This is a genomic window from Thioclava sp. F28-4 (assembly GCF_002020045.1).
GTDB lineage: Bacteria > Pseudomonadota > Alphaproteobacteria > Rhodobacterales > Rhodobacteraceae > Thioclava > Thioclava sediminum.
Genome location: NZ_MPZQ01000001.1, coordinates 380,688 through 405,179 on the forward strand (window position 1 = coordinate 380,688; position 24,492 = coordinate 405,179).

Annotated in this window: 24 protein-coding genes; 2 read left to right on the top strand and 22 right to left on the bottom strand. The window is 65.2% G+C overall.

The features are described from left to right. Window positions 1–33 precede the first annotated feature (33 nt). Together BMI87_RS01810 and BMI87_RS01815 are read left to right on the top strand one after the other, a co-directional pair. Window positions 34–270, top strand: a complete 237-nt coding sequence (locus BMI87_RS01810; RefSeq protein ID WP_146681481.1) for a hypothetical protein — start codon at window positions 34–36, stop codon at window positions 268–270. Between the two features lie 11 nt (window positions 271–281). Next, complete coding sequence (locus BMI87_RS01815; RefSeq protein ID WP_078519452.1) at window positions 282–632, top strand: hypothetical protein; 351 nt, start codon at window positions 282–284, stop codon at window positions 630–632. Between the two features lie 343 nt (window positions 633–975). Here BMI87_RS01815 and BMI87_RS01820 read toward each other — a convergent pair whose 3' ends face one another. The 22 genes from BMI87_RS01820 to rsmH all read right to left on the bottom strand — a co-directional run bounded on the left by BMI87_RS01820 (window position 976) and on the right by rsmH (window position 24,491). Beyond that, window positions 976–2,214, bottom strand: a complete 1,239-nt coding sequence (locus BMI87_RS01820; protein ID WP_078519453.1) for an aminopeptidase — start codon at window positions 2,212–2,214, stop codon at window positions 976–978. Window positions 2,215–2,294: 80 nt separating this feature from the next. Beyond that, window positions 2,295–3,266 (bottom strand): UDP-glucose 4-epimerase GalE, encoded by a 972-nt coding sequence (galE, locus tag BMI87_RS01825; protein ID WP_078519454.1) that lies wholly within the window; start codon window positions 3,264–3,266, stop codon window positions 2,295–2,297. Beyond that, a complete protein-coding gene (locus BMI87_RS01830; protein ID WP_078519455.1) occupies window positions 3,267–4,571 on the bottom strand; it encodes a tetratricopeptide repeat protein in 1,305 nt (434 codons plus the stop codon). Window positions 4,572–4,591: 20 nt separating this feature from the next. After that, a complete protein-coding gene (locus BMI87_RS01835; RefSeq protein ID WP_078519456.1) occupies window positions 4,592–5,071 on the bottom strand; it encodes a prepilin peptidase in 480 nt (159 codons plus the stop codon). Continuing rightward, window positions 5,068–5,793 carry a helix-turn-helix transcriptional regulator gene (locus BMI87_RS01840; protein ID WP_168175142.1) on the bottom strand — a complete coding sequence of 242 codons (726 nt, stop codon included), beginning with the start codon at window positions 5,791–5,793 and terminating at the stop codon, window positions 5,068–5,070. Before BMI87_RS01840 ends, BMI87_RS01835 begins: the two co-directional genes overlap by 4 nt. A gap of 378 nt (window positions 5,794–6,171) precedes the next feature. Continuing rightward, window positions 6,172–7,173 (bottom strand): type II secretion system F family protein, encoded by a 1,002-nt coding sequence (locus tag BMI87_RS01845; protein ID WP_143593837.1) that lies wholly within the window; start codon window positions 7,171–7,173, stop codon window positions 6,172–6,174. A 16-nt stretch (window positions 7,174–7,189) separates the two neighbouring features. Beyond that, window positions 7,190–8,161 carry a type II secretion system F family protein gene (locus BMI87_RS01850; protein ID WP_078519458.1) on the bottom strand — a complete coding sequence of 324 codons (972 nt, stop codon included), beginning with the start codon at window positions 8,159–8,161 and terminating at the stop codon, window positions 7,190–7,192. 3 nt (window positions 8,162–8,164) lie between these two features. Next, the gene (locus tag BMI87_RS01855; protein ID WP_078519459.1) at window positions 8,165–9,595 is read right to left on the bottom strand and encodes a CpaF family protein; all 1,431 of its coding nucleotides are present in this window, start codon (window positions 9,593–9,595) and stop codon (window positions 8,165–8,167) included. A 13-nt stretch (window positions 9,596–9,608) separates the two neighbouring features. Further along, window positions 9,609–10,508, bottom strand: coding sequence for a hypothetical protein (locus BMI87_RS01860; protein ID WP_078519460.1), 900 nt, complete (start codon window positions 10,506–10,508; stop codon window positions 9,609–9,611). Window positions 10,509–10,526: 18 nt separating this feature from the next. Further along, on the bottom strand, window positions 10,527–11,177 hold the full coding sequence (locus BMI87_RS01865; protein WP_078519461.1) for a TadE/TadG family type IV pilus assembly protein: 651 nt from the start codon (window positions 11,175–11,177) through the stop codon (window positions 10,527–10,529). Next, window positions 11,174–11,683, bottom strand: a complete 510-nt coding sequence (locus BMI87_RS01870; RefSeq protein ID WP_078520009.1) for a TadE/TadG family type IV pilus assembly protein — start codon at window positions 11,681–11,683, stop codon at window positions 11,174–11,176. Before BMI87_RS01870 ends, BMI87_RS01865 begins: the two co-directional genes overlap by 4 nt. A gap of 5 nt (window positions 11,684–11,688) precedes the next feature. Beyond that, window positions 11,689–13,218: a pilus assembly protein TadG-related protein gene (locus BMI87_RS01875; RefSeq protein WP_078519462.1), complete on the bottom strand. Its 1,530-nt coding sequence runs from the start codon at window positions 13,216–13,218 to the stop codon at window positions 11,689–11,691. 12 nt (window positions 13,219–13,230) lie between these two features. Next, a complete protein-coding gene (gene cpaB / locus BMI87_RS01880) occupies window positions 13,231–14,037 on the bottom strand; it encodes a Flp pilus assembly protein CpaB (protein ID WP_078519463.1) in 807 nt (268 codons plus the stop codon). Between the two features lie 78 nt (window positions 14,038–14,115). Further along, complete coding sequence (locus BMI87_RS01885; protein WP_078519464.1) at window positions 14,116–14,319, bottom strand: Flp family type IVb pilin; 204 nt, start codon at window positions 14,317–14,319, stop codon at window positions 14,116–14,118. Window positions 14,320–14,753: 434 nt separating this feature from the next. Further along, window positions 14,754–16,151: a UDP-N-acetylmuramoyl-L-alanine--D-glutamate ligase gene (gene murD, locus BMI87_RS01890; RefSeq protein ID WP_078519465.1), complete on the bottom strand. Its 1,398-nt coding sequence runs from the start codon at window positions 16,149–16,151 to the stop codon at window positions 14,754–14,756. Window positions 16,152–16,381: 230 nt separating this feature from the next. Continuing rightward, the gene (locus BMI87_RS01895) at window positions 16,382–16,972 is read right to left on the bottom strand and encodes a hypothetical protein (RefSeq protein WP_078519466.1); all 591 of its coding nucleotides are present in this window, start codon (window positions 16,970–16,972) and stop codon (window positions 16,382–16,384) included. Window positions 16,973–17,149: 177 nt separating this feature from the next. Next, window positions 17,150–18,232, bottom strand: coding sequence for a phospho-N-acetylmuramoyl-pentapeptide-transferase (gene mraY / locus BMI87_RS01900; protein ID WP_078519467.1), 1,083 nt, complete (start codon window positions 18,230–18,232; stop codon window positions 17,150–17,152). Further along, window positions 18,232–19,680 carry a UDP-N-acetylmuramoyl-tripeptide--D-alanyl-D-alanine ligase gene (gene murF, locus BMI87_RS01905; RefSeq protein WP_078519468.1) on the bottom strand — a complete coding sequence of 483 codons (1,449 nt, stop codon included), beginning with the start codon at window positions 19,678–19,680 and terminating at the stop codon, window positions 18,232–18,234. The genes mraY and murF overlap by 1 nt, the downstream gene beginning before the upstream one ends. Beyond that, a complete protein-coding gene (locus BMI87_RS01910; RefSeq protein WP_078519469.1) occupies window positions 19,680–21,161 on the bottom strand; it encodes a UDP-N-acetylmuramoyl-L-alanyl-D-glutamate--2,6-diaminopimelate ligase in 1,482 nt (493 codons plus the stop codon). Before BMI87_RS01910 ends, murF begins: the two co-directional genes overlap by 1 nt. A 134-nt stretch (window positions 21,162–21,295) precedes the next feature. Then, a complete protein-coding gene (locus tag BMI87_RS01915) occupies window positions 21,296–23,110 on the bottom strand; it encodes a penicillin-binding protein 2 (RefSeq protein ID WP_246832627.1) in 1,815 nt (604 codons plus the stop codon). Beyond that, the gene (locus BMI87_RS01920) at window positions 23,110–23,487 is read right to left on the bottom strand and encodes a cell division protein FtsL (RefSeq protein ID WP_078519471.1); all 378 of its coding nucleotides are present in this window, start codon (window positions 23,485–23,487) and stop codon (window positions 23,110–23,112) included. Before BMI87_RS01920 ends, BMI87_RS01915 begins: the two co-directional genes overlap by 1 nt. Further along, on the bottom strand, window positions 23,484–24,491 hold the full coding sequence (rsmH, locus tag BMI87_RS01925; protein WP_078519472.1) for a 16S rRNA (cytosine(1402)-N(4))-methyltransferase RsmH: 1,008 nt from the start codon (window positions 24,489–24,491) through the stop codon (window positions 23,484–23,486). Before rsmH ends, BMI87_RS01920 begins: the two co-directional genes overlap by 4 nt. Window position 24,492: the final 1 nt, after the last annotated feature.

Consider the following 24,492-nt stretch of genomic DNA (forward strand, 5'->3'; position numbering starts at 1 on the left):
TTCGTTGGGAAGAGCACCCTGAGGAGACTCATGATGAAATCGATCGCCCTGATCGCCGCCCTCGCCTGCGCCGCGTTGCCGTCGCTGGCCGCCGCGCAGCAGCAGCCGCTCAATGCGCTGGAGATCCAACGCGTGCATTTCCTCGTCGGCAATGTCGACCTGTCCAACCTGACTGACCGCCAGATCGTGCAGATCAAGGAAGCACTGGTTCAGAATGCCGACCGCACGGCGAAGGAAACGCTGATCCGTATGGCCCTGAAGAAGAAATGAGGAAACTGCCTATGACGACCCGTTTTACCGCCGCTACTTTCGGTTGCAGCCTTGCAGTGGCGCTTGGCCTTGGCGTCGGGATCGCGCAAGCCGGTGTCACGTCGCAGCCGCCCGCTGACCTTGGGCCGCAATCGCAGTCGCCCAAGCAGAGCTCGAGCGGGTCCGACCCGGCCTATTTCATGCCGGCCGATCCGCATCTCAGCATGCTCGACCAAGCCCGGGCTGCGGAGTTTACTAACGGGAAGAAGCTCAACGACATCGGCTTCACGCAGGTTGCCGCGATCGAGAACGCGCTGATCCATCCCTCGCTCGCGCAGAACCGCGAAAAACTGATTTCGAAGAGCCTCGATACGGGGAACTAAGCGGGCGGAAAGCTCGATTTCTTGCTGGTCAGGCTGGGCACCGCCCGGCCTGAACGCGTTTTCGGGGAGGAGGATCGAAAATCTGCGTCGACCGGGCGGCCCTTCACACAGCGCAAGGGTGCGCGAGTTGCCCAAGAGGGTCGGCCAAGCCCGACCCGTATATTCAGATTTCGCCCAGTTTCCGTTTCCGTCAAGCAGCGCCCGCGCTCAGCGGTGCCATCCTACGCCGGGCGCATCGAACTGCGCGAGATGAGGCGAAATCCCTCACGTTCGCACAAAAAATAAGCGCCCGACACATCAATTGGCGTGCCGGGCGCTATACTTTGTCAGGTTCTACGACCTATCAGGCCCATTCGCCTTTGCGGAAGACCGGGACGCGCGTGCCGTCGGGCTTGATGCCGTCGATATCGGTCTCGGGGCCGCCGATCATCCAATCGACATGGATCATCGAACTGTTGCCACCCTTGGCTGCGACCTCGTCCTCGCTCAGCTCGCCGCCATTGATGAAGCATTTCGAATAGCACTGCCCCATCGCGATATGGCAGGCCGCGTTCTCGTCGTAGAGCGTATTGTAGAACAGCAGCCCCGAGGCCGAGATCGGCGAGCCGTTCGGCACCAGCGCGACCTCGCCCAGACGGCGCGCGCCTTCATCGGTGTCGATCAGCTTTTGCAGTACCGCCTCGCCGCGGCTGGCCTTCGCCTCGACCACTTTGCCGCCCTCGAAGCGCATCTCGATATTCTCGATCAGGCTGCCCTGATGCGACAGCGGCTTGGTCGCGCGAACGACGCCGTCGACGCGCGCGGCATGGGGCGTGGTGAAGACCTCTTCGGTCGGGATGTTCGGGTTACAGACGACGCCGTTATTGGCCTCGGAGGCGCCACCGCTCCATTCGTGATCGTCGGCGAGGCCCACGGTCAGATCGGTGCCGCCGCCGGTGAAATGCAGCGCCGAGAAGCGCTGCTCGTTCAGCCAGTCGCGGCGCTTGCGCAGGGCCGCGTTATGCGCCTCCCAAGCCGCGACGGGATCGGGTTGATCGGCGCGCGAGGCGGCGAAGATCGCGTCGGCCAGTTTGCCCACAGCTTCGTCCTCGGGCAGATCGGGGAAAACGCGCTTGGCCCAGGCCACGGTCGGATAGGAGACGATTGACCAGTTGATCTCGAAATTCGAGATTTTCTCCAGCGCCGGTTTATAGGCGATGGAGTTGGCCTTGCCTGCGCGCGAGACTTTCTCCGGGTCCTGTTCGGATAGCAGCATCGGGTCTTCGCCGACGATCGCCATGCGGGCCGCGCCGGCCTCATAGGCCTTCGCCATGCCCTGATAGAGCCAGTCGGGCGCGCGGTCGAAGCTTTCGTCCTTCGCGTTCTCGAAGCGGGCCAGCGTGATCTGACCATCGCTCAGGATCGGGGTGAAGGTGCCTGCGCCCGCGCGATAGGCTTCGGCGGCGATCCGGCGCACCAGCGGCAGCGCCTCGACGGGCGCGGTCAACACCAGATCCTGACCGTCTTGCAGGTTCAGCCCCACCTGCACGGCAACCTCGGCCAGCCGGTCGAGAAGTTGCGGATCGATTGCGTCGCTTGCCATGAGAGCCTCCTGAATTGCGTTGAGGCGCAAGATAGATGGCTGGGCGGCAGGCTCAACCCCGGCAGAGCGAGAACCCGAGGTCAGAGGCCGAACCACGGGGCGGCATGGGACACGATCTCGTCAAGTTCACGGTAGCGCGCGCTAAAGCCCAGAGCCTCGCGCGCCCGCGTTGGATCGGCCACCAGTTCCGCCGGATCGCCGGGGCGGCGTGGGGCGTCCTCGAAGGGCACCCTGCGCCCCGTCACCCGCTCAACCGAGGCGATCACTTCGCGGATCGACGCGCCTCGCCCCGTCCCGAGGTTCAGTTTCAGGCTATCGCCGCCGCCCTGCAGGTGATCGAGCGCCAGAAGATGCGCGCGGGCCAGATCGTCGACATGGATGTAGTCGCGGATGCAGGTGCCGTCGGGCGTTGGATAATCCGTGCCGAAGACCTTCACCGCCGGTCCCTGCCCCGAGGCCGCGCGCAGCACCAGCGGGATCAGATGGGTCTCCGGGTCGTGCCGCTCGCCGATCTCGCCGCTCGGGTCAGCGCCGCTCGCGTTGAAATAACGCAGGGCCGCGAAGCGCAGATCGGTCGCGGCTGCGGCATCTTCCAGCATCCATTCGCAGATAAGCTTGCTGCGGCCATAGGGGTTGATCGGGTTTTGCGGCGTGTCCTCGGAGATCGGCAGCGTCTCGGGCGTGCCATAAGTGGCGCAGCTCGACGAGAAGACGATCTTGTCCAGCCCCACCGCCTGCATCGCGCCCAGAAGAGCGGTCATCCCACCCAGATTGACGTCGTAATAGCGGGTGGGTTCGGCCACGCTCTCGCCGACATAGGCCAGCGCCGCGAAATGGATAACAGCGTCGATCCGGTGCTCCTTGAGCGCCGTCTCCACCAGATCCCGGTCGCGCAGATCGCCCTCGACGAGAGGCCCCCAGCGCACCGCATCGGCATGGCCGCGCGACAGATCGTCGAAGACGACGGGGGCGTGCCCCGCCGCAGCCAGCGCCTTACAGCAATGCGAGCCTATGAAGCCCGCGCCGCCGGTGACCAGAACCTTCGATGTCACTTACGAGCCCCACCCTTCGCGCAGCATCGCGCCGACGATCTCGGGCGCCAGAACTCCGTCACGGCAGGCCATATCGCCCGACATTCCGCCGCAGGCGCGTTCCATCGCGCGCAGCGTTCCGCGCCCGGCAAACCCGTCGAGCGGGCCGCGATACAGCCCCTTATCGGCAAGGTCTTTCTGGATCATATAGACCGCGAGCCGAGGATTGGCCTTGAAAAGATCGCGAGCCTCTGCGGCATTCATCTTCGCCCGGGCGGGCGCGATCTCTCCCGCGAGCGGTGCGAAATCGGCATCGTGCCGATGCCTCGCCACACGGATCGTCATCGCGTAATTCGCACGTTCTTCGGGCGTGAACAGATCGCTATGCGCGTCAAGGAAGTCCGCCGCCCCTTTGGGATCGCGCCGGACGTTATAGGAATTGCCGTCGCGCAAAAGGCCGACCAGATAGCGCGCTGCGGTCTTGTTGCCCGCTTCGGCAGCCTCGCGCAGTTGCGCCACCGCCTGTTTGCCATCGCCGCGCATCGAGATGCCCCAGATGCGACGCGTGGCGTCGAGCACTTCGATCCGTTCGTTTCCCGCCGCGCGGGCGGCCTTGGCATAGCCGTCGAACTTCGCGCGCGACGCTTTGCCGCCACCGAGATAGCCATACATCGCGCCCTCGGCCAGCGTCGCATAGGCGCCATCGACACCCGCCGCGCCTGCGCGTTCGAGAAACGCCTGCGCTGTCTTCGGATCACGCTGCGACCACATCAGCGCCTCACCGTATTTCCACAATCCGGTCGCGTCGCCCGCCTCTGCTGCGGTCTCGAACAGGTCGCGTGCCTTGGCATAATCGCGCGGCAGTCCCGTTCCGTAGAGATAGGCCTCGCCCAAGATCAGCGCCGCTTTCGCATCGCCCTTTGCAATCTGCGTCTCAAGCAGGTCGACCCCGCGCGCAGTGTCGCGTGGCAAAGCCCAGCCGCCGATCAGCTGCTTGCCCAACAGACGGTGCGCTTCCCAGTTGCCAGCTTCGACTGCCTGTTCGAGATAGCCGACGGCACGATCACGATCCGCAGCGACAGGACCGCCCCAAAGGAGCAGGTTACCTGCGGCCAAAGCCGCTTCGGGATCGCCTTGCGCCGCGGCGTCCTCCAACATCGAAAGCCCGGCCTGTGGATCGGGTTTCACATCGCCAGAGCCCCAGACGAGCGCCTGCGCGCGTTCGGTGACGTCGGGCTTCGTTTCGTCGGCGAGGAGTGGTGCGCTGACCGTGCACAATGCCAGAGCGACCACTCCGAGCGACTTGGTCCAAATCTTGCGTGACATAGGTCCTCCCTTGGCGGGGCCTACCCGCCGACCAGATAAGGCAAAGCCAGACCCGCAAGCGCGATCGAGACGCCCATCGGGAGCTTTCCCCGTGCGTAACAACTTTTCCAACCCAAACGGGGCCCAAGCCGCGTCGCCACCGGCGCGCTTTGCAACCCCATCGTCAGCGCCGAGCCCGCAAAAAGCGCGACGGAAAAGGCGATAAGAAACTCCCCCATCGCCGCAGAGGGTACGAATAGCATCAGGGCCGCGAGAAATTTCACGTCCCCGCCCCCGAAGGCGCGCAGCACGAAAAAGACGTAGCCGACGAGGAAGGTGATCGCGCCCGCGGCAAGGCGCAGGCTCAGTTCGTGCGGGCCCAGAAACGGGGCGCAGAGCGCAAAGAAGCCAAGCGTGATCAGCACGATCTTGTTCGGGATGCGCATCTCGCGCAGATCGCTGAGCGCGACCCAGATCAAGACCGGGGCCAGCGCCGCCAGCGGCAGGAGCTGCCCGGTCATGCGACCCGTCCGGCTCTGGCGCCGGCGAGTTCGAAGGGCAGTTCGGAGACAAGCTGGAAGGTCAGTTCCGCCAGATTGCGCGCGCCGGTCTTGGCGTAGAGATTGCTCAGATGGGTGCGCAGGGTGGATTCCTTGATCCCCAGCTCCGCGAGCATCTGATCGGGCGACTGGCCGTGACGCAGCAGCAGGCAGACGCGATATTCCGAACGGCTCAGACGCGCCGGGTTGTCCGCGCTCAGGATCGGCGAGCCGATGAGCGGCGCGGCCTGTTTGGCGGCCGATTTCAGCAAGGTCTCGGTGAACATACCCCGGGCGCGGTTGTGCCAGGTGCGGCTCAGCGTATCGCCGAGCGTGGTCAGCACCGCTTGCTGATACTGGCGCAGCTTCTCGGTGAAATGCAGCTCCAGCGTATCGACCCAGCGGTCGCTGATCTCGAGCGGGATGACGACCATTTCGACGAGGTTGCGCCGGGCCAGTGCCGAAGCGACCGCCTGCGGCACGTCCTCGTCCTGCATCGAGCGATACCAGGTCGAGCCCCGTTTGGCCTTGTCGAGATAATCGCCAAGCAGATCACCTGCGAAACTATGCTCCAGCGGGATCCGGCAGCCGGATCGCGCCCTGTCATGGACCAACGCCCGTGCCGATGCGCCCGCATCCCGCGGATAGCGCGCCAATATGACGGCCTCGGCCCCGATACTGTCGGTCAGATATCTCAACGCCATACGCAGCGGGTTCGTCCCGTGCAGACACTCACACCACTGTGCAACGGCCCCAATCATGCCCGCTTCGATAGCGCGCTCTTGCCCGGGCGAAGCCCCGGCTGTCCCATAGTCCCGCATGGTCCCCACCATCCCCAGAAACTATTATATGTGGCCCACTTATGTGCGTGACAGCGCGTAGACCATCTCTAAGCGTAACCCCTAAATGCGTTAATTCCTAAGCTAGCCATTTGGACTATATCCACAGCCCCCTGTGGATGATTCTATTGACACCCACTGCAATCAAAGGTTGCATATTCGGCATTTAAGTCGACATTTCGGCCTAAAAAATTGTCCGTAAACAATGCCTTGGGAAAAGATCGAATTTGGAAACGATTCGATTTACTGCGCGTAATTCACGAAATAGCGAATCACCACCGGGCCAACGGCGATGAGGATCAGCGCCGGGAGCATCAACGAGGCCAGAACCCCTGACATCTGCACCGGCAGGCGATTGGCCTTTTCCTGGGCCCGCATCTCACGAATGCCGCGCAGATCCGCGGCATAGGTGGTCAACGCCTGTGCCATAGAGGCCCCGAAGCGCAGCGACTGGCTTGCGACATTGGCGAAGGCACGCACGGTCTCGACCCCGGTCCGGTCGGCCATGTCTCGCAGTGCCGCCTCGCGCTCGCGCCCGGCCTGAACCTGGCGCTGCACCGAGAGGAACTCGAAGGAAATCTCCGGCGACGTCTCCGCAAGCTCGTTGCCCACGCGGGTCATCGCCGCATCGAACCCCATGCCGCTCTCGATCGCGACCTGCATCAGATCGAGCGCGTTCGGGAAGCTCTCTTCGATCCGCAGCCGCCGCTCGCGCATCCGGCTGTTGAGCCACATAAGCGGCAGCAGATAGCCGCCTGCGACGAGCCCGGTCAGGATCTGATAGGTCGCCATGCCGCTCAGGCTGCCGAGACGGGCATCCAGCCCCATCGGCAGGCCTATTTCGGGGCTGCGCGCGGCAAACAGAAGCCCCATGAAAATGCCCGGCAGGCCGATCCCCAGCGCGATCCGGACCAGGGTGAAGCGGCGCAATGCGCTCGCGCCGGAAAGCCCGGCCTGCGCAAGTTTGCGTTCCAGCTTGGAGCGGGTCTGGCGGTCGGCGGGCACGAAGGCCTTCAGGATCTGGCCCGGACGTGCCTCCGGCGCCTTGAGATAGCCATGCTCGGCGCGCCCCCCCGTTTTCGGCCCGCCGATGGCCGCGATGCGCTCGGCGGCGCGGTCGCGCTGGAAGGCGGCCTGAAGCCCGACGATCAGAAGCAGCAGGCCGAAGCCGATCCCGGCGGCCAGAAGCGTCTCGGGCGCGATGCCCATCCGAAGCGCGAAATCCTCGATCCGTGTCATCAACATGGTCTCTCTCCCCGGCTCAGATCCGGAACTGCACCAGACGGCGCAGCACCACGGCGTTCAGGATGATCAGCGTGACGACGATGATCGCCATCGTGCGGAACATCGGGTGATCGGCGACTTCGCCGTAGTAATTCGGCGAAATCAGCGAGGTGAAGCCGAACATGATGAAGGGCAGCGCGGTCAGGAACCACGCCGAGGCGCGCCCCTCCGCCGAGATCGCGCGGATCTTGCGCCGCATCGAGATACGACCCCGCGTCGTCGCCGCCAGCACTTCGAGCACGCGGGCGAGATCACCGCCCGTACCGTGCTGAATACCGATGCTGGCCGCGAGATAGTCGGCGTCTTCCAGCCCCACCCGCTCGGCGAATTCCAGCACCGCGTCGGGAAGGTCTTCGCCATAGGTCACCTGATCGAAGATGATGCCGAATTCGGTGCCGATCGGATCGGGCATCTCCTCGGCCACGGCGCCGATCGACATATTCAGCGGGTGGCCGATCTTCAGGCCCCGCGCCAGCATGTCGAGTGCATCAGGCAGCTGGCTCGTCAGCACTTTCATCCGTTGCGTCGCCCGCGAGCGCAGCACCATGAAGGGCAGCGCCAGCCCGATCGTCACAGCCGCAGAGGCCGCCCGCAGCGGGCCGAGCGGAGCAAGCGCCAGCACGAAACTCCCGATCGCAAGCGCGGCGCAGATCAGCAGGAACTTGTCCGGCCCGATCCGGAAGCCCGCGCGATGCAGCAGACGCGGCAGATCGAACCGCTTCGGCAGCCGGGCGATCCAGCCCTTGCGCGGGTTGGGCTTGAGCAGCGCGAGCATCTCCTCGGTGTCGCGCCCCTTCGCGATCATCTTCATCCGGCGGCTCTTGGCCTCACCGCTGGTCTCGGTGCGGTTGAGCAGGTGCAGGCCGCCCGTCAGCGCCAGCAGAACGCCAAGCGCGATGCCGCTATAGGCGACATAGGCGGCGAGGTCCTTTTCGATGATCTCCCACATGGCTCAGTTCCCCCGCATCTTGAAATCGGACGGATCGACCGCGACACCCGCCGCGATCAGGTCTTCGAGGCAACGCGGGCGCAGGCCGGTCGCGGTGAACTCGCCCTCGATCACGCCATCGGCGGAGGTGCCGGTTTTGCGGAAGGTGAAGATGTCCTGCATCATCACGATATTGCCCTCCTGCCCGGTGATCTCGGAGATCGAGAGCACCCGGCGGCGACCGTCGGACATGCGCGCGATCTGCACGACGATGTCGAGGCCGGAGGCGATCTGCGAGCGGATCGCGTTGAGCGGCATGTCGAGGCCGATCATCGTCACCATCTGCTCGATCCGTCCCAGAGCGTCGCGCGCGGAATTGGCGTGGACCGTGGTCATCGAGCCGTCATGGCCCGTGTTCATCGCCTGCAACATGTCGAAGGCTTCCGAGCCGCGCACCTCGCCGACGATGATCCGGTCGGGGCGCATCCGCAGCGCGTTCTTCACCAGATCGCGCTGGATCACCGCGCCCTGCCCGTTCGGATTGGACGCGCGGGTTTCCAGCCGCACCACATGCTCCTGTTGCAGCTGCAATTCGGCGGCGTCCTCGATCGTCACGATCCGCGTGCGCGGGTCGATGGCAGCCGAAATCGCGTTCAAGAGCGTCGTCTTGCCCGAGCCGGTACCGCCCGAGATCAGGATATTCTTGCGGGCATGCACCAGCCCGTGGAGGAACCGCGACGCAGCCCCCGTCATCATCCCAGTCTCGACGAGCCGCTCCATCGTATAGGGTTGGCGCGCGAATTTGCGGATCGACAGGCTCGGCCCGTCAATCGCACAGGGCCGGATGATCGCGTTCACGCGGCTGCCGTCTTCGAGCCGCGCATCGACCCAAGGGTTGCTCTCGTCGATCCGGCGCCCCACCCGCGAGACGATCTTGTCGATGATCCGTAGCAGGTGGCGCTCGTCGCGGAAGCGTACCGCCGTGCGCTCGAGGACGCCGTGGCGCTCGACGAAGACGCGGTTGCAGCCATTGACGAGAATGTCGTTGATCGACGGATCGGCCAGCAGCGGCTCCAGCGGGCCGAGCCCCAGCACTTCGTTGAGAAGCTCGTCGACCAGCGCCTTGAACTCCTCCGCACGCAGCGGCGTTTTCGCGTCGCGCAGCTCTTCGCTCACCAGCGCCGCCACTTCGCGGCGCAGCTCCTCGGGCACGACCTTGTCGAGCATCGACAGGTTGAGCCGGTCCAGAAGCGCGTCATGCAGGCGGCTTTTCAGTTCCAGCGCGCGACGCTGCGCGTCTTCGTCGACCTCTGCCACGGGCGGTTTGGGCGTAACCTGTTGTGCGGCCATCTCGCGCGCGTCTTTCGGCGGGCCGCCCGCATAGGGCTTGCCGAGCGGGATCACCTTTTCGGTCTCGGTCGGTTTCGACCCGCGATCCGTGAAATTGCGAAACATCTCGTGCTCCCCCTCAATTCGTCCGGGCTGCGCTCTGTGCGAGCCGCCCCTTCGCCAAACCGGCAATCGCTTTCGACAGCGCAGAGCGCCGCCCGATCCGCGCAAGAGGCACGCCGCGATCGGCAGCCTCCTTGGCGGCGCGCGGGTCGTCGGGCAACCAGTGGCTCAGATCGCGATCTAGCGCCTTCGCCGCCTCCTGCTGCACCCGCGAGCGCATCAGCGGACGGCTTTGATGGTTCACTACCACTTCGATCTCCAGCGCGAGGTTCTCCTCGTGATAGGCGTCGATCAGGCGGCGGGCCTGCTGCAGCGAAGGCACCGCGAGATCGGTCACCAGATACATCAACGACGCGCGCGCCAGCACCGGCGAGACCCAATCGATCAGCGCATGCGGCAGATCGACGACGACGTAATCGCAGCGCGCCTGCATCAGGGTGATGAGTTCGGTGACCTGATCGGCCCCGAGCGCCCCGAGCGGCGCGAAAGCGGCGGGGGCGCAGAGCACTTCCAGCCCGTCTTTCGAATACTGGATCGACTGATCGAGGAAGGTCTCGTCCGGCACCGCCCCGCTGCGCGCCATGTCGTAGAGCGCCGGGCTCGGATCGAGATCGAGGAAACCCGCGACCATGCCGAATTGCAGATCGAGGTCGATCAGCCCGACGCGGCGCGGTGCCTGGCCTTTCTTCACCCCTTGGGCGGCCAGTTGATGGGCGAGATTCACCGCCAGCATCGTGGCCCCGATCCCGCCGCGGCTGCGCGCGACCGCGATGACCTGCCCCTCTTCGTCAGGCGCCCGTGCATGCGTCAGGCGCTCGGCCTCGGCGGAAAAGGTCAGCCGGCGCTTGGCGGGCGCGGCAAGGTCGCGCGCGCTCGGCTCGGGCACCAGGAATATCGGTTTGGTTCTACGGGTCATTTCATGTCTCCCCTTGCTTTAGCTTCCCGCGCCCTGCGCGAGATCCTCGCCCGGCATCGACGTGCTCATGCTCGGGAAGGCGATATCTGCATCAAGATTTTCATCGGCAGTGCCGGTCACGAGCCCCACCAGCGCGCCCAGCGGCGTCGCGAACTGGAAGCTCACATTCTGCAATTCGACGGTGACCATCGGCACATAGGGCCCGCCGAGAAATCCAAGCTCGGAATCGTAGGAATAGCTGAAGGACAGGTTCGCCGCGGTCGAGCCATTGGGCAGCGCCGGGGCGACGATCGGCCAGATCTCGGCCACGGTCGCATTCGTCGTCGCGCCCGAGCAGCTCACCGTGGCGGGCGCCGCGCAGACCCAGCTCTTGGCGCTGCAATTCGTACCGAATTGCGGCTCGGTCTCGTCTTTCGGCGTCACGCCGCGCTCGTTCGTCTCCGGCACGCCGGCACATGCCGCCGGACGCACCGCTGCCAGTCGCGCCGCGACCTGCAACCCGCGCTGCATGTTCACGTAGTGAAAGGCCAGGCGCCCGAAATCCAGAAGCCCGAAGAACACCAGCAGGTAGAGGCCGAAGACCAGCGTGAACTCGACGAGGGTCGCGCCCTCCTCGTCGCGCAGGAAGCGGCGCAGTGCGCGCGCGTGATATGCGAGCGGCCCGGTCATGAGCCGAAGACCCGGTTCTGGTCGGCGATCGTCGTGGTGACGGTGCCGAGCGTCGACGGTGTGATCAGGGTGAAGAGACCGGCGAAGGGGAAGGTGATCGTGACATTCGCCGCCACTTCGACGATCGGCGCATCGCCGAAACGATAGCTGCCTTCGATGCAATCGAGGCTCGGCTCGACCGTCGTGACGGTAATCCCGCTCCCCAGAACGCTGCCGCCGGTGATCGCGTTGCCGACGATATTCGCGAGCGTCTCCGCCTGACCATCGACGCTGCCGCCGGTTTCGCAGATGCTGCGCGGGGTGATCCGGGCGAGGTAGCGGCTCGCGTCGCGCACCCCGCCGATCACCGTCTGGTAGGCGAGGAACATCCGCCCGCTCTCGATGATCGCCGCGAAGAGGATGAGCATCAGCGGAAGCACCAGCGCGAATTCCACCAGCTGCGCGCCCTCATCGTTGCGCCAGATCCGGCGCGGGGCGCGGAGGCGATATGCGCGAAACCACCGCATCGCGCTCACCGGTAAAGCTGGACGACGTCGCGGACCATGCCGCCTGTGCCCAGCTCCTCTTGGTCGCCATTGCTGGCGGACCCGATCACTTCGCCCCAGATATCCATCGTCGGCGGGCTCGATCCGTCCTCGCCCACCGGTTCGGTCAGGAAGACTTTGACGAATTCCTTGACCGGCACGCCGGAAGCCGCGCCCTTGATCACCGTGCCCGTCTCGGCGCTGCAATCGATGCCCGCGACGATCAGCACGCGGCGGTCGGCATTGGGGGCGGCAGCGGGCGCGCAGCTCGGCAGGCCCGTCTCGGCGCGCCCGGATAGAATGTCGCCGCCAGCCGCCGCCGCGATCTCGGCAAGATAGAGATCGTACCGGGTTTCGGCATCCGCGAAGGGATCCGTGGCGCCTTCTGCCGTGATGTCGATCCCGTAATTCTTCTGCATGTAGGTGATGCGGCCCTGCGACCAGTCGCCATCGCCGAAACGCCCGCAGGGCTCAGCGGCCCCCTCCATGAAGCAATCGTCACGCGGCAGGCCGACCGTGTCGGGCGAAAGCTCTTCATTTTCTTTGATGCAGGTGTTTTTTCCGCCGCCATTCGACGTCGTGCCATCCTTCCCGCTCGGATTGGCGGCGACGATCCCCTTGATGACATTCGGCGCGGGCGCGTAATCGGGATCGTTGCTCAGCCCGTTCATGATCGACTGATACATGTCGAAGCGCACGTTGAAGATCGCCGCGTTGCGCCCTTCCTTCTGGCCCGGTTCGAGATCGACGCCGCGCTGGTTGAAGCATTGGGTGATCTTGCTGACGGCGCCGAGCAGGCAGGCGTCGAGCTGCGCGCCGGATTTCTTGGCGCAAGGCCCCTCGTCATCGATTTTCGCGCCATTCGGATCAAGGAACCCGAAATCGCCCGGCCCCCACGCGGCATCACCGCCCCCGCCCGAGCGCAGCAGGATCATCTGTCCGATATCCTTTTCCGCATCGAAGCCGGGCGGGACGCAGAACATCAAGGGCGTCACGTCACAGGCCAGGATTTCGAGCCCCGCCACCGCCTGCGCCGTGGCCGAACCGTCGAACGCGTCATAGCCGCCCATCGTGGTAAAAGCGGCGGCGAAAACGCCCGGAACTTCGCGCTCATCGACATCGACCCGCACGAAGGCGGCCTTCGCGGGATCGGTGGTCACTGCGTTTGTCGCGTCGCTATCGCTGTCCGGCAGTGCGCTGAGATAGGTCAGGGTCACATCGTTCGCAGCCCCCAGCACCTGCGAGCCAGTCGCGAAAGTCTGGCTGTCGACGATGAGTTGAGCGGCCGCATTGGCGCGGGTGATCGCGTCGGAATTGCCGTCAAGTTCGCCCGCAGCCGCCAGCGCCACCGAGTCCGCGAAGGATTGCAGCTCCGAGCGGGTGCTGCCGAGCCGGCCCAGATCGAAGGAGAGCGCGACCAGACCGAGCACCACCACGAGGCTCGCCCCGAAGAAGACGAGGATCGTCCCGTCTTCCTCTCGGGCGAAACGCCGGATGCTGTTCTGGATGCGCCCCATCGACCCCGAACCTCACTTGACCGTCGTATGGGTCACTTCCGTGCCGCGCCGGATCGTCACCGTGCGCACGGGCGTGGGTTCGAGCTTGTTCGCGGACCGCTCGCTGAGAATATCGGCCAAGCCGATCGAGGGCAGCGGATCGCTCTCGGCCTCGTCGAGCGTGCGCAGCGTCAGGCTGAGCGTGCCCGCCTTCTGCGCCAGCGCGAGGCGTTGGCCCTGATCGGGCGAGACCTCGACGGTGACAGTGCGCGCCACGCCGGGGGTTTTCACCTTCTCATCGGCTTCCTGATCGACCCCGATGACGCGAACGTCCTGAAGGATCGTCACGGTCTTGAGCGACTCGTTCTTGCCGCGGGTCATCATCACGTCGACGCGGTCGCCCGGCGTCACGAAGCCACCCACGCCGCTCGAGGCGTTGACCTCGATTGCCATGGCGCGGCTGTTCGGGCCGAGGGTCTGAACGATGGTGACCTTCTCGCCGTAGTTCGAGACCTTGGAGGCGAGGATAAGCTCGCCCTGCGCGATCTCGGCACGGGCGCGGCGTGGCTCTCCGCCCGTTTTGGGCAGAAGGGCCGCGTAATCGGTAAAGACACCCGGCGGCAGCGCCTCTTTCGGCCAGGAGATCGAAGTCAGCTTCTGCGCCTCGATGGTCTGACCGAAGGGAATGTTCTGTGCAGCGGCGAGTACCTCGACGAGCCCTTCGCGCTCGGCGGCAAGGTCGCGTTTGTATTTCGCCTCGAAGAAATCGCGCGCCAGGTAAGCCGAGCCACCTGCCACGGCGAGTCCTGCAGTGAAGGTCAGCAAAGATGCGATACGCATGGCGCTCTCCGTTTCATGAAATGAGTTGAGTGGCCCAGGGCAACGCGGTGACGGTCGCCCTGAGCGAAAGACGCGGCATCAGTTGCCGTAGGCGCCGGTTGCCGTCGAATCCATGATTTGGGCGCCAGACAGCATTTCCCCGTGCACCGCGGTACCGAGCGTCGTATAGATCGCCGAGCCGATACCAACGGCCACCGCCAGCGCGATCCCGTATTCGACGACAGTGACGCCCTCTTCGTCGGACTTCAGACGGCGCAGCGAAGCGAGTTTGAACAGTTTCATGGTCTTTCTCCGTTTCTGAAATGCCGGCCCACCCCGGCGTTTAAATCTGGCCCCGTGTCCCCTGTTGAGCCGGGCAGCCAAGATTCAGATTGCGAGCGTTTTGACGCCGCGGCATCGGTTCAGCGTCGCGAAATAACAATCAAGAGTTGTATTTCTTGTCAGAGATGCCGAAATCTGGACGCCAGATACGCCGTTTGATTGCCGAAGCATGCAACTGGGGCGCCGCCGCGACTCAGTACGCGGGGCGCGATTTTTGTCTTGTTTCGGAGGTTTGGCGCATAAGGACGAACGGCGCCGTTCAGGACGCCACACCGTTCGAGCTACAGGCCGAGTACGGAGAAGGAGACAGAAGAGGCAGCGGGGCATTCGGCAGCCCCGAAGCGGGACTGCCGTTGTCGCGAGATGTGAGAGCGGACGGCTTAGACGCCCAAACCTCAGCCGGGCAGCGCGTCCACGAGCTGCGCGAAATGATCGCCGCGTTTCTCGAAATTCGGATATTGGTCGAAGCTGGCCGCCGCAGGCGCCAGCAGCACCGTGTCGCCCTCTTCGGCATCGCGGGCGCAGGCGGCGACGGCGGCTTCCATCGTTTCGCAAATCTCATGCTCGACGGCCAGTTCCAGCGCAAAATCGCGCGCGGAATGGCCGATGAAGTAGGCCTTTTTCACCGCGCCGAGATGCTCGGACAGTGAGGCCACCCCGCCCTCCTTACCCAGACCGCCCGCGATCCAGCGGATGTTCGGGAAGGCCTCGAGCGCCTTCGCGGCGCTGTCGGTGTTCGTTGCCTTGGAGTCGTTGACCCAGCGCACCCCACGCTTCTCCGCGACGGTCTGGCTGCGATGCGGCAGACCGGCGAAGGAATGGAACGCCTGTTCGATCACCCGCGGCGCAATTCCCAGCGCGCGCACGGCGGCGTAGGCCGCGCAGGCGTTCTGGTGGTTATGCGCGCCGGGCAGCCCGGTCACGTCGCGCAGATCGATCGAGGCCACCTGCTTGCCCTTGCGCCATTCGCTGAGGAACCCTTTGCGCGCGTAGACCGACCAGCCCCAGTCGCCCAGCTTGCGCGCGGAGGACACCCGGATCAGCCGGTCATCGTTGCGACCCATCATGATCTGATTGGCGAGATAGACGCCCTCGGGCTCATCGACGCCGATCACCGCGCGATCCGGGCCTCCTTCCGCGAAAAGACGACGCTTGGCCGCGAAATAGCCGCCCATGCCCGCGTGGCGGTCGAGATGGTCGGGCGAGAGATTGGTGAAGACCGCGATGTCCGGCGTCAGCGCGCGCGCCAGATCGGTCTGATAGGAAGACAGCTCCAGCACCACCACTTCGCCATTCTCGGCAGGCTCCAGATCGAGCACGCCGCGCCCGATATTGCCCGCCATCTGGGTCGGTCGCCCGGCCTCTTCCAGAATGTGATGGATCAGCGCCGTCGTCGTGGATTTCCCGTTCGAGCCGGTGACGCAGATCGTGCGCGGCGCCTGATCGTAGCGCATGAAATCATCAGTGGCCCAGGAGGCGAAGAACAGGCCGATATCGTTATCGACGGGCACGCCCGCCTCCATCGCCGCCGAAATAACCTGGTTGGGCTTGGGGTAGAGATGCGGGATACCGGGCGAGACGATCAGGGCTGCGACCTCCTCGAAAGCGCCGTGGCGCGTCAGGTCGCGGCAGCTATAGCCCGCTTCCTCGGCGCGGGCGCGGCCTTCGGGGCTGTCGTCCCAGCACAGCGGATCGGCCCCGCCTGCGCGCAGCGCGGCCGCCGTCGCCAGACCCGAGCGCCCGAGCCCGAGCACCGCCACCTTCTGTCCGTCAAAGCCCTGCACCGGGATCATGGGTCTCTCCTGTCGCCTCGCGCAAGGGCAGCGGGACCGCCTCGCGTTTTCGTCGCTCTATCACGTCGTTCTATCGCGGGGGCCAGCCCCCGCACCCCCGGGATATTTGAACCAATACGAAGGGGAAAGGGGGAACGCAGCGCGCACGTCGCCGGACATGCAAAAAACGGCGCGCACGGAGGGGAGGAACCGTGCGCACCGCAAAGGGTCTTCTAGCGAAGATCGTTAGATTACGACTTCTGGTCTTGCTGCTTTTCGAGCGTCGAGAGAATGTCCGACAGGCTCGCATTCAGCATCAGCTTGCCCGAGCCGACTTCGGAGGCCGGAACGGTGATCTTGAACATCGAAACGGTCGTGTCGAGCGTGTCGTCGGTGCGGACATAGACTTCGTCGCTGTCGCCCATGTTCATGACTTTCTCGATCGTACCGATTGCAGCGCCGTCCGAGGACACGACTGCATCGTTGACGCCGGTCTGGACCTTGTTGCCGACGATGCCGGCATCTTTGTTCAGCTGGTTCTCGGCGGGGATCGACTCTTCGCCGTTGGAGGTCTGGTCGGTCATCGTAACGCCGACTTTCTCGCCCGCGACACCAGCGGTGTTGTTGACGTCGCCACCCGAGGTGACGTTGACCGCGGGCGCGGTGCCGTCGGAGGTCTGGTCATTCGGCACGATCTGCATCTTGTAGTCGACCAGGCCGTATTGGCCGTTTTCGGACGAGCCACCGGTGGTCACGCCATCTGCGGCGCTTGCAATGGTGCCCAGCGAGAGCGTGGCAGCGAGAGCGGTCGTCGACAGAATAATGTTGAACTTGCGGGTCATCGGGTTCTCCTCGTTAAAACTTTGCGACGTCTCGTGTCGCGGTTCGGGGAGACAACTAGTGACTGCGGCTCTGGTTCGCTCAATTAATTTTGAGAGAAACCAAGGCGCGCCCTGAGGAACCAGGGCGCGCCGAAAGACATCACGCGCGCGGCTGCGCGCTTAGTAAAGAGGTGTGGTTTAGCGGATTTTCAGCGTCGCCAGACCGATCAGCGCGAGGATCAGCGAGATGATCCAGAAGCGGATGACGATCTGCGGCTCCGACCAGCCTTTCTTTTCGAAATGGTGATGGATCGGAGCCATCAGGAAGACCCGCTTCCCGGTGCGCTTGAAATAGGCGACCTGAATGATCACCGACAGCGCCTCGACCACGAAGAGGCCGCCCACGATACCGAGGACAATCTCGTGCTGGGTGCAGACCGCGATCGCGCCGATCGCGCCGCCAAGTGCGAGGCTGCCGGTATCGCCCATGAAGACCGCAGCCGGCGGGGCGTTATACCACAGGAAGCCCAGACCGCCCCCCATCAGCGCCGCGGTGAAGATCACCAATTCGCCCGAACCGGGGACGAATTGCACGCCCAGATATTCGGTGAAGTCGGTCCGGCCCACGACATAGGCGATGGCGCCCAGCGTGCCCGCGGCGATCATCACCGGCATGATCGCGAGCCCGTCGAGCCCGTCGGTGAGGTTCACCGCATTGGCCGCGCCCACGATCACGATCATCGCGAAGGGGATGTAGAAATAGCCGAGGTTCAGCACGAGATCCTTGAAGAACGGGATCGACAGACGCCCTTCCAGATCGGAGGGGTGCAGATACCATGTCAGGAGCGACGCGAGCAGCGCGAGCAGGAACCCGAGCGCAAGCCGCGCCTTGCTGCTGACGCCTTTGGTGTTTTGCTTGGAGACCTTGGCGTAGTCATCGGCGAACCCGATCGCGGCATAGCCATAAGTGACCATCAGCACGACCCAGATATAGCCGTTGTCGAGCCGCGCCCAGAGAAGCGTCGACACAAGCAATGCCGTTAGGATCAGGATGCCGCCCATGGTGGGCGTGCCGGCCTTGGAGATATGCCCCTCCGGCCCGTCATCGCGGATCGGCTGCCCCTTGCCTTGGGTGCGCCGCAGGATACCGATCAGCCAGGGGCCGAAGATGAACCCCACCAGAAGCGCCGTGAAGAATGCCCCGCCCGCGCGGAAGGTGATGTAGCGGAACAGGTTGAAGACGCCCCCGCCATCCGAGAGGTCAGTCAGCCAATACAACATTAGTCTTTTCCCTTATGGGCCTCGGCCGCGCCGGGCTGGCCGAGTTTTTTCAATACGCTCACGACGACGCTCACCTTGGAGCCTTTGGACCCTTTGACCAGAACGACGTCGCCGGGGTCGATCAGGTGGCGGGCGCGCTCTGCCAGCTTGTCCGCCTTTTCATACCATTCGCCGCGTTTGGCGCGCGGAAGGGCCTCGCGCAGCGCCGCCATGCGCGGTCCCGCGAGATGCACGAGGTCTATCTTCGCCATGGCCGGGTGATCGGCGATGGCCGCATGCAGCGCCGCCTCGTCCTCGCCCAGCTCCAGCATGTCGCCGAGGATCGCGATGCGGCGCCCTTTCGCGGTGCGCCCCACCCCGTCGCGCGGCTTGGCGCCTGCCAGAACCTCGAGCGCAGCCGACATCGAGGCCGGGTTCGCGTTGAACGCGTCGTCGAAGAGATCGAAGCTCTCGGCCTCGTCCACCACATCCATATAGACCCGCTCGCGCTGGCCGCGCCCGGCGGGGGGCTGCCAGTTGCCCAGATCCATCGCGGCGATGGTCGGATCGCAGCCCGCGGCTTCGGCCAGAGCCAGCACGCCGAGCGCATTGTTCGCGAAATGCCGCCCCGGGGTCATCACCTTGAACAGGATCGGCGTGCCGTGGTGATCGGCCTGAACGACGGTCGCGTCGCCCGCGATGCGGGCCTCGATCAGACGGTAATCCGAGCCCGGCTCGGGACCGAAGCTGACCATGGTTCCGGCCTGCTGGGCGGCCTTGCGCAGAATGTCGGAAACCTCAAGACCGGACGGCACGATCGCGATGCCGCCGTCGATGAGCCCCTCGAAGATCGACGCTTTCTCATGCGCGATGCCCTCGATACTGTCGAAAGCGGCCAGATGGGCCGGCGCGACGGTGGTGATCATCGCGGCATGGGGTTGCGCCATCTTCGCCAGCGGCGCGATCTCGCCCGGGTTGCTCATACCGATCTCGATCACGGCGAAATCGGCATCCTGCGGCAGGCGCGCGAGCGTGATCGGGACGCCCCAATGATTGTTGAAGCTCGCCTCGGCGGCGTGGACGGTGCCTTGGGCGGAGAGGACGGCGCGCAGCATCTCTTTGCTGGACGTCTTGCCGACGGAACCGGTGACAGCGAGCACGCGGGCCCGCGCCCGCGCGCGCCCTGCCCGGCCCAAAGCCTCTAGGCCTGCGAGGACGTCATCCACGATCAGCAGCGGATCGTCCTTCGAGCAGCCCTCGGGGATGCGGCTGACCAGCGCCGCCGCTGCGCCCTTGTCGAGGGCCTGACGCACGAAGTCATGGCCGTCGCGCACATCCTTGAGCGCCACGAAAAGATCGCCGGGGTGGATCGTCCGGGTGTCGATGGAAATCCCGGTCGCGGCGAAGGGTTGCGTGGCTTCGCCACCGGTCGCGGCGGCCGCGTCACTCGAGGTCCAGAGAACGGCCATCAAATTTTTCCGTCCAGCGCGGCGACGGCGACCGAGGCCTGCTCGGCATCGTCGAAGGGATAGGTGTCAGAGCCGATGATCTGACCGCTCTCGTGGCCCTTGCCCATCACCAAGAGCGCATCGCCCGGCTGCAGAAGATCGACGCCGCGCAGGATCGCCTCGGCCCGATCGCCCACTTCCAGCGCCTTGGGCGCGCCTTCCAGCACGGCGGCGCGGATCGTCGCGGGATCTTCGGAGCGTGGATTGTCGTCGGTGACGATGACGATATCGGCGTTCTCAGCCGCCGCCTGCCCCATCAGCGGGCGCTTGGTCGCGTCACGATCGCCGCCCGCGCCGACGATGGCGATCAGGCGGCCCATCACATGCGGGCGCAGCGCCTTGAGCGCAGTCTGCACCGCGTCGGGCGTATGGGCGTAATCGACGAAAACCGTCGCGCCATTGTCGCGGGTAGCGGCCAGCTGCATCCGCCCGCGCACGGTCGAGAGCTTCGGCAGCGTCGCGAAGACGTCCTCGGGGTCGGCACCGCAGGCGATGGCGAGCGCTGCTGCCGTGAGCACGTTCATCGCCTGGAACCCGCCGATCAGCGGCAGGCGGGTCATCTGCGTCCAGCCTTCCCACGAGAAGCGCACATCCTGCCCGGTCGCGTCAAATCGCTGGCCAAGGATCTGCATTTCGCATTGCTCGGTATGGCCGATGCCGATCAGTTCCTGACCGCGCGCGGTGATGTAGCGCGCCAGTTCCTCGCCCTTGGGATCGTCGAGATTGATCACCGCCGCCCCGTCTTCGGGCAGAACGCGGGTGAAGAGCCCGGCCTTGGCGGCAAAATACTCCTCGAAGCTCGCGTGATAATCGAGGTGATCTTGCGTGAAATTCGTGAAGGCAGCCGCCGAGAGCGTCACCCCATCCAGCCGGCGCTGCGCCAGCCCGTGCGACGAGGCCTCCATCGCGGCATGTGTCACGCCGACGGCCGCCATATCCGAGAGCAGGCGATGCAAGGTGATCGGCTCGGGCGTAGTATGCGGCGACGGGGCGGAATAGCTGCCTTCCACGCCGGTCGTGCCGATATTCGCGGCCTCGAACCCCATAAGCTGCCAGATCTGGCGGGTGAAGGTGGCCACGGAGGTCTTTCCGTTGGTGCCGGTCACCGCGATCAGGGTCTCGGGCTGGCGCTCGAACCACAGCGCCGCCGCGAAGGCCAGCGCCTGACGCGGGTCTTGCGTGATGACGATGGCGGTGTCAGTGCCTTCAAGCGCCTCGCGCGCGGCCTTCTCGCCCGCGCGATCGGTCAGAACGGCGGCCGCGCCCATGCGCAATGCGTAGGGGATGAACTCGGCCCCGTGGATCTGCGTACCCGGCAGAGCCGCGAAAAGATGGCCCGGCTTGACCTGCCGACTGTCGACCGACAGCCCCGAGATCGCGCAGTCTGCGCCCTGCAGCGGCGTCAGCCCCAATTCGCTCAGCATTTTGGTGCCCGCAGCCATCGTATCCGTCCTTCATTCAGCTTGCCGCACTTATCCGGCGACGCGTCTGCGAGGTCAAGGCGACAGGCCCTGCCCCCGGTCTCTTTGCGCGAGTTCATGCGCGTGGCGCGAGACCCGCTGACAGCCCGGAAAGGTCAGTCTTTCTTGACGAGGCTGATACCGTCGAGCGTGTCGGGCGTGGTCGGTTCGGGGCGCAGGCCCAGAAGCGGCGCGACACGGCGGATCGTCTCGGCCGCGACCGGCACGGCGGTCCAGCCCGCGGTGCGGCGCGGCGTATCGCCGGAGGTATCCGTCGGCTCGTCCAGCGTGAGAACCAGCACATATTCGGGGTTGGTCACCGGGAAGACGCCCGCGAAGGTCGAGATCACCTTCTTGTCGTAATAGCCGCCCTGCGGATCGGGCTTGTCGGCGGTGCCGGTCTTGCCCGCGACCTGATAGCCCGCGACATTGCCGTAGCTCGCCGTGCCGCGCGTCACCACGGCGCGCATCATCGCAAGCGCCTTGCGGGCCACTGCCGGAGACACGACCTGCGCGCCTTCGGGGGCCCCGAATTCCTGCTTATGCGGCTTGCGCGGGCCGCCGTTGGCGATCAGCGTCGGCAGCACGCGCCGCCCGTCATTGGCGATCGTCGCATAGGCCGTTGCAAGCTGCAGCGGGCTGTCGGAGAGACCGTGGCCGTAGCCGATGGTCATCGCGGACAGCTCCGACCAGTTTTTCGGCAGAATCGGTCGGCCCGTCGGCGCCTCGATCAGCTCCACCGGCGAGGGCTCCAGAAGGCCCAGCTTGCCGAGGAACTCGCGCTGCTTCTCGGGACCGATCTTCTGGACGATCCGCGCAGTGCCGATATTCGAGCTGTGCACGATCACATCCGTGACCGACAACTGCTTGCCGTAATTGTGGAAATCGTGGATGCGGAACTTGCCCCAGCGCAGCGGGCCCTTGGTGTCGATCATCGTCTCGGGCGTGACCAGACCGTCCTGCATCGCTTGGCTGACCGCGAAAATCTTGAAGGTGGAGCCCAACTCGTACATCCCCTGAACCGCGCGGTTGAACAGCGGGCTGTCGGAGGGATCGCCTTTCAGAAGCGGCGCGGGGCGGTCGTTGGGGTCGAAATCGGGCAGACTCGCCATGGCGACGATCTCGCCGGTCTGAACCTTCATAAGCACCGCCGTTGCGCCCTTGGCATTCATCAGCTTCATGCCGCCCGAGAGCACGTCTTCGAGCGCGGACTGCACGGTCAGGTCCAGCGAGAGCTTCAGCGGCTGCCCACCATTGGCCGGATCGCGCAGCCATTTGTCATATTCCTTCTCGATCCCGGCCACGCCGAGGATCTCGGCCGAGTTCACGCCCTCCGTGCCGTAGCGCGCGCCGCCAAGAATATGTGAGGCGAGGTGGCCGTTGGGATAAAGCCGCATCTCGCGCGGGCCAAACAGAAGGCCGGGATCGCCAATATCATGGACCGCCTGCATCTGCTCCGGGCTGATGCGGCGCTTGATCCAGACGAATTTGCGATGACCGGTGAAATCCTGCTTCAGCCGGTCGCGGTCGAGATCGGGGAAGATCTTCACCAGCTTGTCCACGGTGCCCAGCGGATCGATCATCATCGGCGGCTGCGCATAGAGCGAGTGGGTCAGCAGGTTGGTCGCAAGCACCCTGCCCTTGCGGTCGACGATGTCGGCGCGTTGGGCGTGGATCTGCTCGGTCGTGGAAGCGGTCTGCGGCTCTTCGGGGCGCGCGGCGGCGAAGGAGCCCATGCGCAGGCCCACCGTCAGGAAGGCCGCGAGGAAGATCACCGACATGACCAGCAGGCGGCCCTCGGCGCTTTGGCGCGCCTTGTCGCGGGTGGCCTCGCCGCGCAGACGGCGGTTTTCGCGCTCGATCGCGTCGGGGTTCTCACCCTTTTCGCGGGCGTCAAGTATACGGGCAAGCGGACGAAGGGGCGTGCGCATCAGTTCCCTCCCTCAGGATCGGCCTTGACCTCGATCGGGTCGGACAGGCCGGACAAATCGGCGTTCGACGCGTCGGCATCATCAGCCTGCGGCGTCGGATAGGCGATCTGCGCCACGGTCCCGAACTGCTCGGGCGTCATTGGCAGGAGACGCAGCGAGGTGAAGTTGAGATTAACCAGTTCGCGCAGGCGCTGCGGGCGGTTGAGATAGGCCCATTCGGCGTTGAGCACGGACAGCCCCTCGTTGAGCGAGGCGATTTCGCGGTTGAGGTCGCGCAGCTCGTCGATCCGGTCCTGCGTGTCGTAATTGACGTGATAGGCCCAGAAGGCGAGCGCGAGGACACAGGCGGAGGCGGCAAGATAGGCAAGCAGTCTCAACGGCGTTTCCCCTTCTTTTCCCCGGTGACGAGCTTCGGAAGCCCCAGTTGCGTGCGATCGGCCTTGCCGGCGGGCGCCTCGGTGCGCCGTCCTACCCGAAGCCGGGCCGACCGTGCGCGCGGGTTTTCCGCCAGTTCCTCTTCGTCGGGCCCGTCGCCCTTCACGGTAATCTCGAACGCGGGATCTAGGGCTTGCTGAACCGGTGCATGTCGCGAACCGCCCCCGCCCGTCGACGAGCGCGCGGCGAAGAAGCGTTTCACCACCCGGTCTTCGAGCGAATGGAAGCTGACCACGGCCAGAAGCCCGCCGGGTTTCAGCGCGCGCTCCGCGGCCTCCAGCCCCTCGATCAACTGGCCAAATTCATCGTTCACCGCGATGCGCAGACCCTGGAAGCTGCGCGTGGCGGGATGGCTCTGCCCCGGTTTCGGGCGCGGCAGGCAGCGCTCGATCACCTTGACCAGCTGCTGCGTTGTCTCGAAAGGCTGGGTCTTGCGCGCCTCGACAATGGCCTTGGCGATCCGGCGCGAGGCGCGCTCTTCGCCATATTGATACAGGATATCAGCGAGTTCGGCCTCGTCCGTCTCGTTCACCAGATCGGCCGCCGAGGGCCCCTCCTGCGACATCCGCATGTCGAGCGGCCCGTCGCGCATGAAGGAAAAGCCGCGATCCGCCTGATCGAGCTGCATCGAGGAGACGCCGAGATCCAGCACCACGCCGTCGAGCAATTCGTCGCTATAGGTATCGAGTTCGGAGAAGGTGCCCTCGACCAGCTCCAGCCGGTCGCCATACTCGCCGCGCCACGCCTCGGCCATCTCGAACACGGCCGGGTCGCGGTCGACGCCGATTACCTTGTCGGCACCCGCCTCCAGCAATCCGCGCGCATAGCCGCCCGCGCCGAAGGTTCCGTCAAGCCAAGTCCCAGAGACAGGCGCGACCGCCCGAAGGAGCGGCCGCAGCAAAACCGGGACATGAGGGGCGTCTGGCAGGGCGTCCCGATCCGTCATG